This window comes from Pectobacterium polonicum, assembly GCF_005497185.1.
In the GTDB taxonomy this organism is placed as follows: Bacteria; Pseudomonadota; Gammaproteobacteria; order Enterobacterales; family Enterobacteriaceae; genus Pectobacterium; species Pectobacterium polonicum.
Genome location: NZ_RJTN01000016.1, coordinates 17825 through 32470, shown reverse-complemented (window position 1 = coordinate 32470; position 14646 = coordinate 17825). Strand labels below are relative to the sequence as shown.

Below are 14646 nucleotides of genomic sequence, written 5' to 3'. Positions count from 1 at the left end.
GTATGTAAGGATGTGTCGATGGTTCGTCGTACCCGTGCTGAAATGGAAGAAACCCGCGCTACGCTGCTGGCGACCGCCCGTAAGGCCTTCAGCGAACGCGGCTATGCGGATACTTCAATGGACGATCTCACTGCGCAGGCGAGCCTGACCCGTGGGGCGCTTTATCACCATTTTGGTGACAAGAAAGGATTACTGGCTGCGGTGGTGGCGCAGATTGATGCTGAGATGGATGAGCGACTGCAAGCGATCTCCGATACTGCCGAAGATGATTGGGAAGGTTTCCGCTGTCGCTGCCGCGCCTATCTGGAAATGGCACTGGAGCCGGAAATCCAGCGTATCGTGTTGCGTGATGCGCGTGCTGCGTTGGGTGGTGCATCGCCGGATTCACAGCGCCATTGCGTCGAGTCGATGCAGCGGCTGATCGACAATCTCATACGCCAAGGTGTAGTGGCTGAAGCCGACCCACAGGCGCTGGCATCGTTAATTTACGGCAGTCTGGCCGAAGCGGCGTTTTGGATCGCGGAGGGAGAGGAGGGCAATGCGCGGCTGGCACAAGGCACTGCCGCGCTGGAATTGCTGCTGCGTGGGTTGTTAGTTAAGCCACGATAGTTGATCAAACTACCACAGTTAATAAAACTATAGCCTTACGTCCCGTATTTGACTTAACGGCGAAAGATGACCTCTGCCCAGCGTGCCAGACCGGCGGTAACGGAGCCAAAATCATTGCCGCTGGCGATAGGAATATCAGGCAGCAACTGCTGAATGGTCTGGCGCAGCAGAGGTGATTTGGCGCTACCGCCGGTCAGGTAGATCACTTCTGGTCGGGTCTGGCTGGTTTCTAACGCCAGCGTCACCTGTTGCTGAATACGCGTGAGCGGGTTATCGATCGCGGCGTTGAGTTCATCAGCATGAATGCGCGTTGCCAGACCTGATTCGATAAAGTGTAAATCGGCTGCCGTTTCCGATTGGTTGGAAAGCGCGATTTTGCTCTCTTCCGCCAGTTGAATCAGGCGGTAGCTCAGGCGCTGTTGCCACACGGTCAGCAATCTTTTCACTAATTCTGGCTGGCGAGCATCGCGGATCATTTCGTTGATTAACGCGCGGCTAGCGGTGCTATGAAACTCTTTTTGCGCCGGAATATCGTTAATTGCGACCGCATTCCACCAGGTCATGATCGGCAGAGCGATGCCTTTTTCCGTCTCGCTATTCATGCCAAGCAGCGGCATTAACTGTTTGAACGCGAGCATGATGTCCAGATCGTTACCGCCAACGCGGCAGCCGCTGTGTCCTAACAGGCTTTGCGAACGTTCGTGTTGCTTGTGCCACTCCGGTCCCATCAGCAGCATGGAACAGTCGGTGGTGCCGCCGCCGATATCCACAACCAGCACGCGCGTTTCTTTCGTCAGCGTAGATTCGAAATCCAGCCCGGCGGCCACGGGTTCAAACTGGAAGACAACGTCTTCAAACCCAGCACGGTGGGCGGCGCGATCTAAAATTCCTTGCGCCTGCTGGTTGGCTTCTTCGCCACCGATACTTTGAAAGTTAATCGGGCGACCAATGACGGCTTGACGAATAGGCTGATCAAGCTGGGTTTCTGCCTGCTTGCGGATATGCAGCATCATGGCGCAGACCAAATCCTCAAACAGCGCAATCTGCTGTGCTTTCAGCCCGACGGCACCGAGGAAGGATTTCGGCGATTTAACGAACCAGGTCTCTTCCGGGTCATCCATGTAGTGCCGTAATGCTTCGCGCCCGAACTTCACGCTATCGGGCTGCACGCGAATGTCTTCCTCGCGGTTGTAGCTAATCGCGCGTTGTAGCAGCAGCCCGTTCTCACCTTCTGCGTTGACCTGATGGTGCCGCCATAGCCACTCGCTCACCGCTTCACGCACGGGCGCGCACAGCAGGGAAGAAAGATAAGGCGAGCCATTTTCCAGCGACAGGAGCCGTGGCGTCCCTGCCTCCATAACCGCCACTGAACAGTTGGCTGTACCGTAGTCAAAACCGATAAACATAGTGAGGCCCATGCCATAAAAAATTTCCGGGAAAAATTTTTAACGTCGCACCAGCGACGGCCCGGAAGGGAGGCCGCCAAGAATGGCGGGCCATAAAAAGGGTGGCGACTTTACTGCGTTACGGCAGTGCTTGTAAAGGCGGATGTATTAGTCAGCGGTAGGGCATGTTTATATGGCATGAATTGCTACTATCCTGGCGTATATAGCAAGTTTTCTGCCTTTCTTTTACCCTAGAATGACAACCTGTTTATCAACCGACGATTCCATCACCTGATGGTCCAAGAAGCGAAGATGACACGTAGCGAGATATTTTTCCTCAATGCAGGCTGGAAGATCCTGTTTAAGGATCTGGGTGTGCGGCCTGTTAATGTAATGCGCAGGGCTGGTCTGCCGGATGATTTACTGTCGAGAAGTGCGGTGGGGCTATCTACGGCAGAATATTTTCGCTTTTGGCAGGGGCTTGAAGATGAAGTCGGAACGCCTTTATTTCCTCTGGATATCGTGAAAAAAGTGTCCGCTGACTTTTTTGATCCTCCCCTCTTTGCGGCCTTATGCAGTACCAGCCTGATGCAGGCTGCCCAGAGATTGGCAAAGTATAAGCAGTTGATGGCACCGATGAGTTTGGATATCCGGGTGGATCAGGAAGGCGATATGACGCTCGTACCTTCCTGGCTCTATGCACAGAGCGAGGTGCCGCTCTCATTGCAGATTGCCGAACTCGCCTTTTTTATTCGTTTAGCAGAGCTGGGTACGCGTGAATCTGTAAAAGCACGCAGTGTCGTTCTTCCTGTGCTCCCTGCGCAGCCGTATTCCCGCCATTACACCCATTTTTTTGGGTGTGACATTGTGCATGGTCCACAGCCGTTAATCACGTTTTCAGCGGCCGACAGTTTGCGTCCTTTCCTGACGGCCAGTGACGGAATGTGGAAAATTTTCGAGCCTGAACTTCGCCGCCGCCTGAGTGAACTTGATGAAAAGGCAAGTATCGCCGAGCGTGTCCGTGCGCTGCTATTGGAATTGCTGCCCAGCAATACGGCGGGGGTGGATGTCGTCGCTAGTCGATTGGCGATGAGCAGGCGAACTCTCCAGCGTCGCCTTGAAGAAGAAGGTGAAAGCTTTCGCTCGCTGCTGAACAGCACGCGTGAAAAACTGGCGCGACATTATCTGGAGAGCACGTCAATGCCCGCAGGTGAAATCGCTTTTCTCCTCGGATTCGACGATCCGAATTCCTTTTACCGAGCGTTCCATGAGTGGACAGGCCAGACGCCGGACAGTATCCGTAATACGGCGCGGTTACATTGATTGGCATCCTTACGTCACAACATCGTCACACCTGAATATCGGGAGCTTGCTGCTGGCGCATAAAGCAAGTGACATGGCGCAATACGCTATCCCAGCGGCCGACCTTATCGCCTAAAGTGCATGACAAGGACGGTGATGAACGCATGGCGTGCACCACCGCATTATGTCAGCAATAAGGGCCCGATATATGAAATCAAAAGTTATTCTGGTGACTGGCGCCTCCTCGGGGATTGGTGAAGCGACTGCTCTGCGTTTAAAGGCCTCTGGTCATACTATTTATGCTGCTGCACGCCGGATAGAGAGGATGCAGAAACTGGCAGATGCGGATATCCGGGTACTGCCGCTAGATGTGACTGATAGTGTCTCGGTACAGACAGTGGTGGATACCATCATTGCTGAATGTGGACGTATCGACGTGCTGGTGAACAATGCAGGCTATGGCTCCTACGGTACTGTGGAAGAGGTGTCTCCAGAGGAAGGCCGCGCCCAGTTTGATGTGAACGTCTTTGGTGCAGTACGGCTAACGCAGTTGGTTCTTCCTCATATGCGGGCACAACGCTCTGGCACGGTGATGAATATCACCTCAATGGGTGGGAAGATTTATACCCCGCTCGGTGCCTGGTATCACGGAACCAAGTTTGCCCTGGAAGCGATCAGCGACTGCCTGCGTCTGGAAGTGGAGCCTTTCGGCATTGATGTCGTCGTCATTGAACCCGGTGGTATTAAAACCGAGTGGGCAGATATTGCCGCCGCGAAACTGCTTGAGGTATCAGGGCGCGGAGCCTATGCAAAACAGGCAGAGGCGATGGCTGATTCAATGGTGGGTGAAAGCAGTCGGAAGCGCCAGTCTTCCCCGCAGGTGATCGCTGACACTATCGCTCAGGCGGTGAGTGCCCGCCGGCCCAAAACTCGCTATGCCGTCGGCTTTGGTGCAAAACCGATGATAGGCATACGTCGTCTACTGTCAGACCGCCTCTTTGACCGCTTCATGCGTATGGCGACCGGTATCTCCCGCCACAGCCAATGAGGTCAAAAGGAAATGCGGTGAATTCCGGCGTGACGTAGCCTGCAACAGGGTAGCCGTTGCTACAACACGGTAACGGGAACCCGAAGGTTCCCGTTTAGTGTGATGAAAGTGAGTTACGCCGCCAGCGTATGCTGCGCCATGTTCCCCAGCAGTGAGCCGATAAACTCGATGCGCTGCGGACGGTCGCTCAAATCTTTCATGAATTTCAGGCGGGTTGGACCATCAAGGCGGTAGGTGCCCGGATCGCGCTGTAACAGGCCGATAAGATGGGTCGGATCGACGCGATTTTGCTCGCCGAATTCGATAAATCCGCCTTTCTCATTGCCTTCAATACGGCGAATACCCAGCGCCTGCGCCTGCTGGCGCAGGGCGGCAATCTGCAACAGGTAACGGCTTGCATCGGGAAGCAGACCGAAGCGATCGATTAGCTCGACTTTCAGCTCATCCAGTTCGGTGGCGGTTTTCGCACTGGCAATACGTTTGTATAACGACAGGCGCGTATTGACATCGGGGATGAAATCGTCGGGCAGTAGGGCGGGCAATCGTAGTTCCACGTCAGTCTGGCTGTTGATCAAATCTTCCAGTGACGGCTCCCGGCCTGCTTTCAGAGCGTCGACCGCGCTTTCTAACAGTTCCATATACAGTGAAAAACCGACGCTGGTCATCTGTCCGCTCTGATCGTCTCCGAGCAGTTCGCCCGCGCCGCGGATCTCCAGATCGTGTGTTGCCAGTGCAAAACCGGCACCGAGGTCTTCCAATGAGGCGATCGCTTCCAGACGTTTCTGCGCGTCGGTGCTCATCGCTTTAGGGTTCGGCGTCAGCAGGTAAGCGTAAGCCTGATGATGAGAACGCCCTACGCGACCGCGCAACTGGTGCAGTTGTGCCAGGCCGAAGTGATCGGCACGCTCAATGATGATGGTGTTGGCGCTCGGTATATCGATCCCGGTTTCGATGATGGTGGTACACACCAGCACGTTAAAACGCTGGTGGTGGAAGTCGTTCATCACCCGTTCCAGCTCGCGTTCACGCATCTGGCCGTGGCCGATCGCAATGCGTGCTTCCGGCACCAGTTCTGCCAGCCGCTGGGCGGCTTTTTCGATATTTTCCACATCGTTATACAGGTAGTACACCTGCCCGCCGCGCAGCGTTTCACGCAGGATGGCTTCGCGTACCACCAGACTGTCATACTCGCGCACGAACGTTTTTACCGCCAACCGACGAGCAGGGGGCGTGGCAATAATCGACAGATCGCGCATCCCGCTCATCGCCATATTGAGCGTTCGCGGAATCGGCGTGGCGGTCAGCGTCAGAATATCGACATCCGCACGCATCGCCTTGATACGCTCTTTGTGGCGGACGCCGAAGCGGTGTTCTTCATCCACAATCAGCAGGCCTAAATCGCGCCAGCGCACATCGCTCTGCAACAGCTTATGAGTACCGATCAGAATATCGACTTTGCCTTCCTGCGTTTCTTCCAGCACCTGAGTTTGCTCACGCGCACTGCGGAAACGGGAGATCATCTCAATCTTCACCGGCCAGTTGGCAAAGCGATCGCGGAAGTTATCAAAATGCTGCTGTGCCAACAGCGTTGTTGGCACTAAAACGGCAACCTGCTTATGGTTTTCTACCGCCAAAAATGCGGCACGCATCGCTACTTCGGTTTTACCAAAGCCGACATCGCCACACACCAGACGATCCATCGCCAGCGGCTGGCACATATCGCTCAGCACGGCGTTGATGGCCTGTGCCTGATCGGGTGTGGTTTCGAAAGGAAAGCTTTCGCAGAACAGTTGGTACTGTGTTTTGTCGTGCTTAAAGGCAAATCCGCTCTTTGCCGCTCGCTGGGCATAAATATCCAGCAGTTCGGCGGCGACATCGCGCACTCTTTCCGCTGCTTTCTGCCGCGCACGTGACCAGGCATCGCCACCCAGCTTATGCAGTGGCGCATTCTCATCAGCACCGCCTGCGTAACGGCTGATCAAGTGCAGCGAAGAAACCGGAACGTACAGTTTGTCCTCGCCTGCATAGGTTAAGATCAGGTATTCGGCCTTAATGCCGCCCGCTTCTAGCGTGGTCAGCCCGGCATAGCGACCCACTCCGTGTTCGAGATGAACGACGGGCTGCCCCGGCCGCAGTTCCGCCAGGTTGCGGATCAGCGTATCGGTATTAATCGTGCGGCGGCTATCCTGACGGCGGCGGCTGACGCGTTCGCCCAGCAAATCGCTTTCGCAGATCAGGGCGCGCTGGCGCAGAGTATCAATAAAGCCATGTTCGCTGGCGCCGATGATCAGATAAGCGCCACGCCCCTGTGCCTGTTCGAGCGTATTGATGAGCTTAGGATTCAGCTTGATACGTGCCAGCAGCTCTTGTAACGTCTCGCGCCGACCTTCGCTCTCAACAGAGAAAATGACCTGACCGTCGAACTGTTCGATAAAACGACGCAGTGCATCCAGCGGCGATTTCTGCTGGTGTTGAATCGCGAGATCCGGCAGTGGCAGATAGGCCAGATTCACGTTGGCGGCTTTTTCCGGCAGCGTATCGGTTCTTAACTGCACGCGCGGCCACGCTTTTAGCTCCGTAAACAGGCCATCGACGCGTAGCCAAAGTGAATCCGACGGTAAAAGGGGTCGCATCGGATCGACACGGCGGCTTTCAAAACGCTGCTGAATATCCTGCCAGAAACGCTCGGCGCTCTGTTCGATATTGCCCGTGTTGACGATCAGCGTGTTGTTCGGGAAGTAGCTGAACAGCGACGGCAGCGGCTCACTAAAGAATAATGGCTGCCAGTATTCGATCCCGGCGGGCCAGACGCTCTTGCTGACCTGCTGATAAATGTGCTCGGCATCGCGTCGTACTTCAAATTGTTCGCGCCACTGGCTGCGGAAAAGCTCGATTGCAGTTTTGTCGGTCGGGAATTCATGCGCGGGCAGCAGGTTAATGTGCGGTACTTCATTCAGCGTCCGCTGCGTATCGACATCGAACAGGCGCAGGCTGTCGATTTCATCGTCGAAGAAATCGATGCGATAGGGTTCTTCACTCCCCATTGGGAATAGATCCAACAATGCACCGCGCGTCGCATATTCACCGTGCTCCATGACCTGATCGACGCTGCGATAGCCCGCCTGCTCCAACTGTGTCCGCAGTTTATCACGCGAGAGGCGCTGGCCTTTTTTCAACACCAGCGCATGGCCGTGCAGGAAACTGTGCGGGCAAACGCGCTGCATCAGCGTATTGACTGGCAGAATCAGAACGCCGCGCGTCATGTTGGGCAATTGATAGAGCGTAGAAAGGCGGGTCGAAATAATTTCCTGATGCGGAGAAAAACTATCGTAGGGCAGCGTTTCCCAGTCAGGCAATGTGGTGACGTGCTGGTCGGTAAATTGCTGAATTTCGTCACGCAATCGCAGGGCATTTTGCATATCAGGGGCGATAAGCACCACCAGTCCGGCGTGGCGTTCAACGATTTCTGCACATTCAACGGCGCAGGCAGCGCCGGTTAACTCGCCCAGCAGGCGCTGCTCACCCGCTTTGGGCGGCAGCGAATAACGGTAATTTTCAGGTATCATCTGATTATCGGGTCTCGCCTCCCTGCATCCGACCAAGAAAAAGCCGTAGAGTGAGGGTGTTAGGGTTCCATAAAGCAGTACTACCCTTTATTATCCTTGATCACTTTGCTTTGGCAACCTTATCCAGACGGATTTCATGTATCAACCTGTCGCTTTATTTATTGGCCTACGCTATATGCGTGGGCGTGCATCAGACCGCTTCGGGCGGTTTGTCTCCTGGTTATCTGCTATTGGCATCACGCTTGGCGTAATGGCGCTGGTCACCGTGCTTTCCGTCATGAATGGCTTCGAGCGCGAGCTGGAAGGCAATATTCTCGGCGTGATGCCCCAGGCGGTGATCTCTACGCCACAAGGCTCGCTGAACCCCGCGTTGATGCCTGCTTCCTCTTTAGACTCGCTGGACGGTGTGACGCGTATCGCGCCGCTGACAACGGGCGATGTGGTGCTGCAAAGTGCCCGCAGCGTCGCGGTCGGTGTGATGTTAGGGATTGATCCTGACGAGAAAGAACCGTTATCGCGCTATTTGGTCAACGTCAAACAGCAGCAGCTTCAGCCAGGTCAATATCACGCTATCTTGGGTGAGAAACTGGCTGAGCAACTGGGCGTGAAAACGGGCGATCAGGTGCGCATGATGGTAACCAGCGCCAGCCAGCTGACGCCGATGGGGCGTATTCCCAGCCAGCGTATTTTCACCGTCGCCGGAACCTTTGCTGCCAACAGCGAAGTGGATAGCTACCAACTATTGGTGAATCAGCAGGATGCCTCACGGCTGATGCGTTATCCGGCGAACCAGATTACCGGCTGGCGTTTGTGGCTGGAAAAGCCGCTGTCGGTCGATTCGCTGAGTACGCAAACGCTGCCGGAAGGCATGGTCTGGAAAGACTGGCGCGAGCGTAAAGGTGAGCTGTTTCAGGCGGTGCGCATGGAGAAAAACATGATGGGGCTGTTACTCAGCCTGATCGTAGCGGTGGCCGCGTTCAATATTATTACCTCACTGGGTTTGCTGGTGATGGAAAAACAGGGAGAGGTCGCCATTCTGCAAACGCAGGGGCTGACTCAACGTCAGGTGATGGCGGTATTTATGGTGCAGGGGGGCAGCGCTGGCGTTGTTGGCGCGCTGTTAGGGGCATTGCTGGGGGCGCTACTGGCCAGCCAACTGAATACGCTGATGCCTGTGCTGGGCGTATTGCTGGATGGGGCCGCGTTGCCAGTGGATATTGATCCCATGCAGGTGGTAACGATCGCGATTTCCGCGATGGTGATTGCTCTCTTATCGACACTTTACCCATCATGGCGTGCTGCCACCGTTCAACCCGCTGAGGCTTTACGTTATGAGTGATTTATCATTATTGCAGTGTACTAACCTGTCCAAGCGCTATCAGGACGGCAAGCTCTCTACCGACGTGCTGCGCGATGTCTCTTTTGAGATGAGCAGCGGCGAGATGATGGCAATCGTCGGGAGTTCTGGCTCGGGTAAAAGTACGCTGTTGCATATGCTGGGCGGATTAGATACGCCAACGTCAGGCGAGGTTATTTTCAAAGGTCAATCGCTGAGCACGCTTTCGGCGGCGGCAAAAGCGGATTTGCGTAATCGCGAGCTGGGTTTTATTTATCAATTTCACCATCTGCTGCCAGATTTTACCGCATTGGAAAACGTGGCGATGCCGCTGCTGATTGGCAAAGTACCCACGTCACAGGCGCAGGATAAAGCACGTGAAATGCTCGCAGCCGTTGGGCTGGAATCGCGTAGCCACCACCGTTCGTCGGAATTGTCCGGCGGTGAGCGGCAGCGTGTCGCCATTGCCAGAGCGTTGGTCAACAGCCCCTCACTGGTGCTGGCGGATGAACCAACCGGTAACCTCGATCAGCGCACAGCTGACACCATTTTCGAACTGTTGGGAGAACTGAACGTTCGACAGGGTACGGCTTTTCTGGTGGTGACGCATGACCTGCAACTGGCTGGTCGACTGAACCGCCAACTGGAAATGCGCGACGGTCAGTTGCAGCAGGAACTGACCCTGATGGGAGCGCGGCAATGACTTTTCCTCCGCTCTCGTTGCAGATTGGCCTGCGATTTAGCCGTGGCCGTCGGCGTGGCGGCATGGTTTCGCTGATCTCCATCATTTCAACGCTGGGTATCGCCCTTGGCGTAGCGGTGTTGATTCTCGGCCTAAGCGCGATGAATGGGTTTGAGCGTGAACTGAATAACCGCGTTCTTGCCGTGGTGCCACATGGCGAGATTGCTCCGGTTAATCAGCCTTTTGACGGCTGGCAGGATATCTTGCCGAAAATCGAACAGGTTCCCGGCGTTGCTGCCGCTGCGCCTTATATCAACTTCACCGGGCTGCTGGAAAACGGCGCCAAGCTTCAGGCGATTCAGGTAAAAGGCGTCGATCCACAGCAGGAAACACGCCTTAGCGCGCTGCCCAACTATGTGCTTAATAACGCCTGGCAGCGGTTCCGCGCGGGTGAACAGCAGGTCATTATTGGTCAGGGCGTGGCAAAGGCGCTGAATGTGGTGGAAGGGGACTGGGTCACGGTGATGATCCCGAACAGCGACCCGGAAATGAAGCTGATGCAGCCGAAACGCATCCGGCTGCACGTCAGCGGTATTTTACAGCTGAGCGGCCAGCTCGATCACGGCTTAGCGCTGATTCCGTTGACGGATGCCCAGCAGTATCTGGACATGGGGCAGAGCGTAACGGGGATCGCTATCAAGGCGAAAGATGTCTTCTCCGCCAATAAACTGGTGCGCGATGCGGGCGAAGCCACGAAATCTTATGTCACTATTCGCAGTTGGATTGGCACCTATGGTTATATGTATCGGGACATCCAGATGGTGAGAACCATCATGTATCTGGCGATGATTCTGGTGATCGGCGTGGCCTGTTTTAATATTGTTTCAACGCTGGTGATGGCGGTGAAAGATAAAAGCAGCGATATCGCGGTTCTACGTACGCTGGGTGCATCTGATGGGCTGATTCGGGCTATCTTTATTTGGTACGGGCTATTGGCCGGGCTGTTGGGCAGTGTGATTGGGGCTGTGGTCGGCGTGATTGCCACCTTGCAATTGACGCCGATTATTCGCGGTATTGAAGCACTCATCGGCCATAAGCTGCTGTCCGGTGACATCTATTTTATTGATTTCCTGCCGTCGGAATTACATCTGATGGATGTGTTTATCGTATTGAGTACATCGCTGGTGCTGAGCCTGATTGCCAGCTGGTATCCGGCGCGGCGCGCCAGCCGTATTGACCCAGCCCGCGTGTTGAGCGGACAGTAAGACAAGCCAACGCACATGCGGCTTGAGAGATGACGGGGATAGTCCCTATCGTGTGGTACGGTGATCACACCCTAAGGAGCAGTCATGTACTACGGTTTTGACATGGGCGGCACGAAAATTGAGCTGGGCGTGTTCGACGCTACGTTGAATAAGGTGTGGCAAAAGCGGGTACCGACCCCGCGCACGCATTATGATGAACTGCTCACTACGCTGATCGATCTGGTGCATGAAGCCGATGCTCAGGTTGGCATGCAGGGGAGCGTGGGTATCGGCGTACCGGGTATCCAAAATGAGAGCGGGGCGTTATTCACCGCCAACCTGCCTGCGACGATGGGAAAACCGCTACGTATTGACTTGTCACAGCGCTTGCAGCGCGACGTTCGCATTAGCAATGACGCCAACTGTTTTGTGCTTTCTGAAGCCTGGGACGCAGAATTCCGTTCCTATCCTGTCGTATTCGGGTTGATTTTAGGTACGGGATTGGGTGGCGGTCTGGTGATTAACGGGCGTCCGGTCGACGGGCGCAACGGTATCGCGGGTGAATTCGGTCATCTCCGCCTGCCGTCCGACGCGTTGGATATCATCGGCATAGATATTCCCCGCGTGAAATGCGGCTGTGGGCAATCAGGCTGTATCGAGAACTATATTTCCGGTCGCGGTTTTGAATGGCTATATGAACATCTGTATGGTGAACCTCTACCCGCTGTCACTATCATCCGGCACTATCGTGGCGGAGAAGAAAAAGCGCTGGAGTTTGTCGACCGTTTTATGGATTTGCTGGCGGCCTGTCTGGGCAATCTCCTGACTCTGTTCGATCCGCATTTGTTGGTATTGGGCGGTGGTTTGTCGAATTTTGACGAAATTTATCAAATTTTACCGACGCGTCTTCCTGCGCGACTTTTACCGATCGCGAAACTGCCACGTATAGAGAAAGCGCGTCATGGCGATGCGGGCGGCGTACGTGGCGCGGCATTGCTACACTTAATGGATAACTAGCTGGAGTAAGTATGTATACGCGTCAACGATTAGGGCGTTTTCACAAGGGAAAGCGACTGCGGCAACAGCGTCTTCGGGCGCGTATTTTCCATCGTGATTATCTGGCAGCAAGCGAAGTAAAAAAGCCGCGCGTTGTGGTACTGACGGGCGCAGGCATTTCGGCAGAATCTGGCATTCGTACCTTTCGCGCAGCCGATGGCCTGTGGGAAGAACACCGCGTTGAGGATGTCGCGACGCCTGAAGGCTTTCAGCGTAATCCCGGACTGGTACAGGAATTTTATAATGCCCGTCGTCGTCAGCTACAGCAGCCGGAAATTGTGCCTAATGCCGCGCATCTGGCGTTGGCGAATCTGGAAGCGATGTTGGAAGACAATTTCCAACTGATTACACAGAACATCGATAACCTGCATGAGCGTGCTGGTAGCCAGCGCGTCATCCATATGCACGGTGAACTACTGAAAATACGCTGTAGCCAAAGTGGACAGATTTTTGAGTGGACGGACGATCTCGCCGTCGGCGAACGCTGCCACTGTTGTCAATTTCCCGCGCCGTTACGCCCGCATGTGGTGTGGTTTGGTGAAATGCCGCTGTACATGGATAAGATTTACCATGCGCTGGCGCAGGCCGATTACTTTATTGCGATCGGCACCTCGGGGCATGTCTATCCCGCCGCGGGTTTTGTCCATGAAGCCCATTCACACGGTGCCTACACGCTGGAATTGAATCTGGAGCCGAGTCAGGTAGAAAGCCAGTTTGATGAAAAAATTTACGGCCCCGCGAGCACCGTGGTACCCGAATTCGTCGGTGCCTGGCTGACGCGTGGTCAAAGCATCAAGTTTTAACCGTCAAGCACAACGTGAAAACGTCATGAATGGTATGAGGATGACGTTTTCTCTTGCCGATCGTTGCCGCAGCAACATTCGTCAAGCTGGTCGAATGGCAACATCGCGGCGTGGTTAAAGAAACAATACTCACTCTCGCTACAGTGAGTATGCGAAACGGTTTCTGTCGGCGAGTCCGCCTGCGGATGCGGTGGCCGTGCCCCATGAAGAGATAAGGTTCGTCGGAAAAAGCCCAGCATAGCGTTACCTCACAGCGTCTTATAAAGACAGATATGTTAATGAGAGTTATTCTCATTAATGTAAGTTAAGCGTAGTCGATAATCCGGTAATACGGGAATGACAATTGTCAAAATCTATATCCAAAATTGTTCTATAGCACCGCCATGCTTCATTTTACAAAGCCTTAGCATGATCAGTCAGAATGTCCGCCGGGCCTCGGCAGCCAGTTCTTCTAGATAATTCAGATCGCACAATTCCACCTGATGGCCTCGATAGGTTATGTGGCCTTGCCGCTTCCAGTCGGACATCAATCGACTCAATGTTTCACTGCGCATCCCCAATGACGTGGCGAGTTGACCACGGCTCACGGGTAATGTTAGATGCTGAGTTTGTTGAATGTGATGCTGCCGCAGCAGGTAATCTGCCAGGCGCTGTGGCGCGGAGCTGGAGGTCAGCCAGTCGATTTGGTTGATGGTCGAATAGAGCTTCTTGCCCAGATAATTCAGCAAACGCAGCGCCAGCTCCGGGCGCTGTAAACAAAACTGGTGAATATCCTGCCGTGGAATCATCAGCGTGTGACCATCGCTCAGCGCACGGATGTTCATTGGGAAGCGACCGTGATCCATGAATACAGCAGCAATAGCGACAAACTCACCGCGTTCAAACTGCCCGAAAATTTTCTCATCTCCACCATAGGTATGGCGAAAAGCCTGCAATTTCCCCGTTTCAACCAGCAAACAGTGCTGCATTTTGTCGCCCTCGCGAAACAGAACATCGTCCTGCCGGAAAAACAGGCGCTCGCTTTTGGCTAATAGTTCACACACCACGTCGCTGGGTTCGCCGTGCATCCAGTCATGCTGAAACAGCACTTCGCCGTATTCATCGGGCGATAGCGCCTTTTTGACAAATGTCATTTGCCCTCCCAGAGGCGGGTATTACCATTAAGCTAGTAAATGAAAATAATAATCACTTGCATGAATTCAGCAAGCAAAATCACGGCACGCTGAATCGAAAATAGCGGAGCGTTTCCATGAAAGACAATACTCTTCCGGCGGCACAGGCGCTGGTTCTCCATGAATTAATTACCCCAACCGAACACGGTATTGCCAGCCGCGTGTTGGCCCGTACCGACGGCGGCAACGTTACGCTGTTTGCCTTCGATCAGGGGCAGGGGTTGAGCGAACACAGTGCGCCTTATGATGCACTGGTTATGGTACTTGAAGGTGAATTATTGCTGACGATCGGTGGCGAGCCGGTTATCGCACAGCCCGGCACGTTGGTACGTATGCCCGCCAATATCCCTCATGCCGTTGATGCGCAGCAGTCGTCACGTATGTTACTGACTATGTTGAAGACGCTGAAAACGCAGTAAATAGCGAATGCGATAACACAGAAT

The 14646-nt window shown here is 54.4% G+C and carries 12 protein-coding genes; 9 read left to right on the top strand and 3 right to left on the bottom strand.

Translation table 11 applies throughout. The features are described 5' to 3' along the window. The first annotated feature begins 18 nt into the window (after nucleotides 1–18). The gene (locus EDI29_RS15470; protein ID WP_137741610.1) at nucleotides 19–609 is read left to right on the top strand and encodes a TetR/AcrR family transcriptional regulator; all 591 of its coding nucleotides are present in this window, start codon (nucleotides 19–21) and stop codon (nucleotides 607–609) included. Between the two features lie 53 nt (nucleotides 610–662). Here the strand turns inward: EDI29_RS15470 and yegD are convergent, their stop codons facing one another. Continuing rightward, nucleotides 663–2015 carry a molecular chaperone gene (gene yegD / locus EDI29_RS15465; RefSeq protein ID WP_137741609.1) on the bottom strand — a complete coding sequence of 451 codons (1353 nt, stop codon included), beginning with the start codon at nucleotides 2013–2015 and terminating at the stop codon, nucleotides 663–665. A gap of 291 nt (nucleotides 2016–2306) precedes the next feature. On the opposite strand from yegD, the gene EDI29_RS15460 reads away from it, so the two are divergent. Then, nucleotides 2307–3317 carry an AraC family transcriptional regulator gene (locus EDI29_RS15460; RefSeq protein ID WP_137741608.1) on the top strand — a complete coding sequence of 337 codons (1011 nt, stop codon included), beginning with the start codon at nucleotides 2307–2309 and terminating at the stop codon, nucleotides 3315–3317. 187 nt (nucleotides 3318–3504) lie between these two features. After that, complete coding sequence (locus tag EDI29_RS15455; RefSeq protein ID WP_137741607.1) at nucleotides 3505–4344, top strand: oxidoreductase; 840 nt, start codon at nucleotides 3505–3507, stop codon at nucleotides 4342–4344. Nucleotides 4345–4457: 113 nt separating this feature from the next. Here the strand turns inward: EDI29_RS15455 and mfd are convergent, their stop codons facing one another. Continuing rightward, nucleotides 4458–7910, bottom strand: coding sequence for a transcription-repair coupling factor (gene mfd, locus EDI29_RS15450; RefSeq protein ID WP_137741606.1), 3453 nt, complete (start codon nucleotides 7908–7910; stop codon nucleotides 4458–4460). A gap of 136 nt (nucleotides 7911–8046) precedes the next feature. Between mfd and lolC the strand changes: the two genes are divergently transcribed. The 5 genes from lolC to cobB all read left to right on the top strand — a co-directional run bounded on the left by lolC (nucleotide 8047) and on the right by cobB (nucleotide 13031). Then, nucleotides 8047–9249: a lipoprotein-releasing ABC transporter permease subunit LolC gene (gene lolC, locus EDI29_RS15445; protein ID WP_137741605.1), complete on the top strand. Its 1203-nt coding sequence runs from the start codon at nucleotides 8047–8049 to the stop codon at nucleotides 9247–9249. Beyond that, a complete protein-coding gene (lolD, locus tag EDI29_RS15440; RefSeq protein WP_137741604.1) occupies nucleotides 9242–9949 on the top strand; it encodes a lipoprotein-releasing ABC transporter ATP-binding protein LolD in 708 nt (235 codons plus the stop codon). Before lolC ends, lolD begins: the two co-directional genes overlap by 8 nt. Next, the gene (gene lolE / locus EDI29_RS15435; RefSeq protein ID WP_137741603.1) at nucleotides 9946–11193 is read left to right on the top strand and encodes a lipoprotein-releasing ABC transporter permease subunit LolE; all 1248 of its coding nucleotides are present in this window, start codon (nucleotides 9946–9948) and stop codon (nucleotides 11191–11193) included. The genes lolD and lolE overlap by 4 nt, the downstream gene beginning before the upstream one ends. Before the next feature lie 84 nt (nucleotides 11194–11277). Next, entirely contained in the window at nucleotides 11278–12189 is a 912-nt protein-coding gene (nagK, locus tag EDI29_RS15430) for an N-acetylglucosamine kinase (protein WP_137741602.1), read from the top strand. 11 nt (nucleotides 12190–12200) lie between these two features. Beyond that, complete coding sequence (cobB, locus tag EDI29_RS15425) at nucleotides 12201–13031, top strand: Sir2 family NAD+-dependent deacetylase (protein ID WP_137741601.1); 831 nt, start codon at nucleotides 12201–12203, stop codon at nucleotides 13029–13031. A gap of 416 nt (nucleotides 13032–13447) precedes the next feature. On the opposite strand, the gene EDI29_RS15415 is transcribed toward cobB, so the two are convergent. Further along, the gene (locus tag EDI29_RS15415; protein ID WP_137741599.1) at nucleotides 13448–14164 is read right to left on the bottom strand and encodes a Crp/Fnr family transcriptional regulator; all 717 of its coding nucleotides are present in this window, start codon (nucleotides 14162–14164) and stop codon (nucleotides 13448–13450) included. A gap of 116 nt (nucleotides 14165–14280) precedes the next feature. Between EDI29_RS15415 and EDI29_RS15410 the strand changes: the two genes are divergently transcribed. Further along, a complete protein-coding gene (locus tag EDI29_RS15410; RefSeq protein WP_137741598.1) occupies nucleotides 14281–14622 on the top strand; it encodes a cupin domain-containing protein in 342 nt (113 codons plus the stop codon). Nucleotides 14623–14646 lie beyond the last annotated feature (24 nt).

Coding starts and splice junctions, on each gene's coding strand:
- cobB (WP_137741601.1), top strand. CDS start 12,201: ATGTATACGCGTCAACGATTAGGGCGTTTTCACAAGGGAAAGCGACTG.
- EDI29_RS15410 (WP_137741598.1), top strand. CDS start 14,281: ATGAAAGACAATACTCTTCCGGCGGCACAGGCGCTGGTTCTCCATGAA.
- nagK (WP_137741602.1), top strand. CDS start 11,278: ATGTACTACGGTTTTGACATGGGCGGCACGAAAATTGAGCTGGGCGTG.
- EDI29_RS15455 (WP_137741607.1), top strand. CDS start 3,505: ATGAAATCAAAAGTTATTCTGGTGACTGGCGCCTCCTCGGGGATTGGT.
- lolE (WP_137741603.1), top strand. CDS start 9,946: ATGACTTTTCCTCCGCTCTCGTTGCAGATTGGCCTGCGATTTAGCCGT.
- mfd (WP_137741606.1), bottom strand. CDS start 7,910: ATGATACCTGAAAATTACCGTTATTCGCTGCCGCCCAAAGCGGGTGAG.
- yegD (WP_137741609.1), bottom strand. CDS start 2,015: ATGTTTATCGGTTTTGACTACGGTACAGCCAACTGTTCAGTGGCGGTT.
- lolC (WP_137741605.1), top strand. CDS start 8,047: ATGTATCAACCTGTCGCTTTATTTATTGGCCTACGCTATATGCGTGGG.
- EDI29_RS15415 (WP_137741599.1), bottom strand. CDS start 14,164: ATGACATTTGTCAAAAAGGCGCTATCGCCCGATGAATACGGCGAAGTG.
- lolD (WP_137741604.1), top strand. CDS start 9,242: ATGAGTGATTTATCATTATTGCAGTGTACTAACCTGTCCAAGCGCTAT.
- EDI29_RS15470 (WP_137741610.1), top strand. CDS start 19: ATGGTTCGTCGTACCCGTGCTGAAATGGAAGAAACCCGCGCTACGCTG.
- EDI29_RS15460 (WP_137741608.1), top strand. CDS start 2,307: ATGACACGTAGCGAGATATTTTTCCTCAATGCAGGCTGGAAGATCCTG.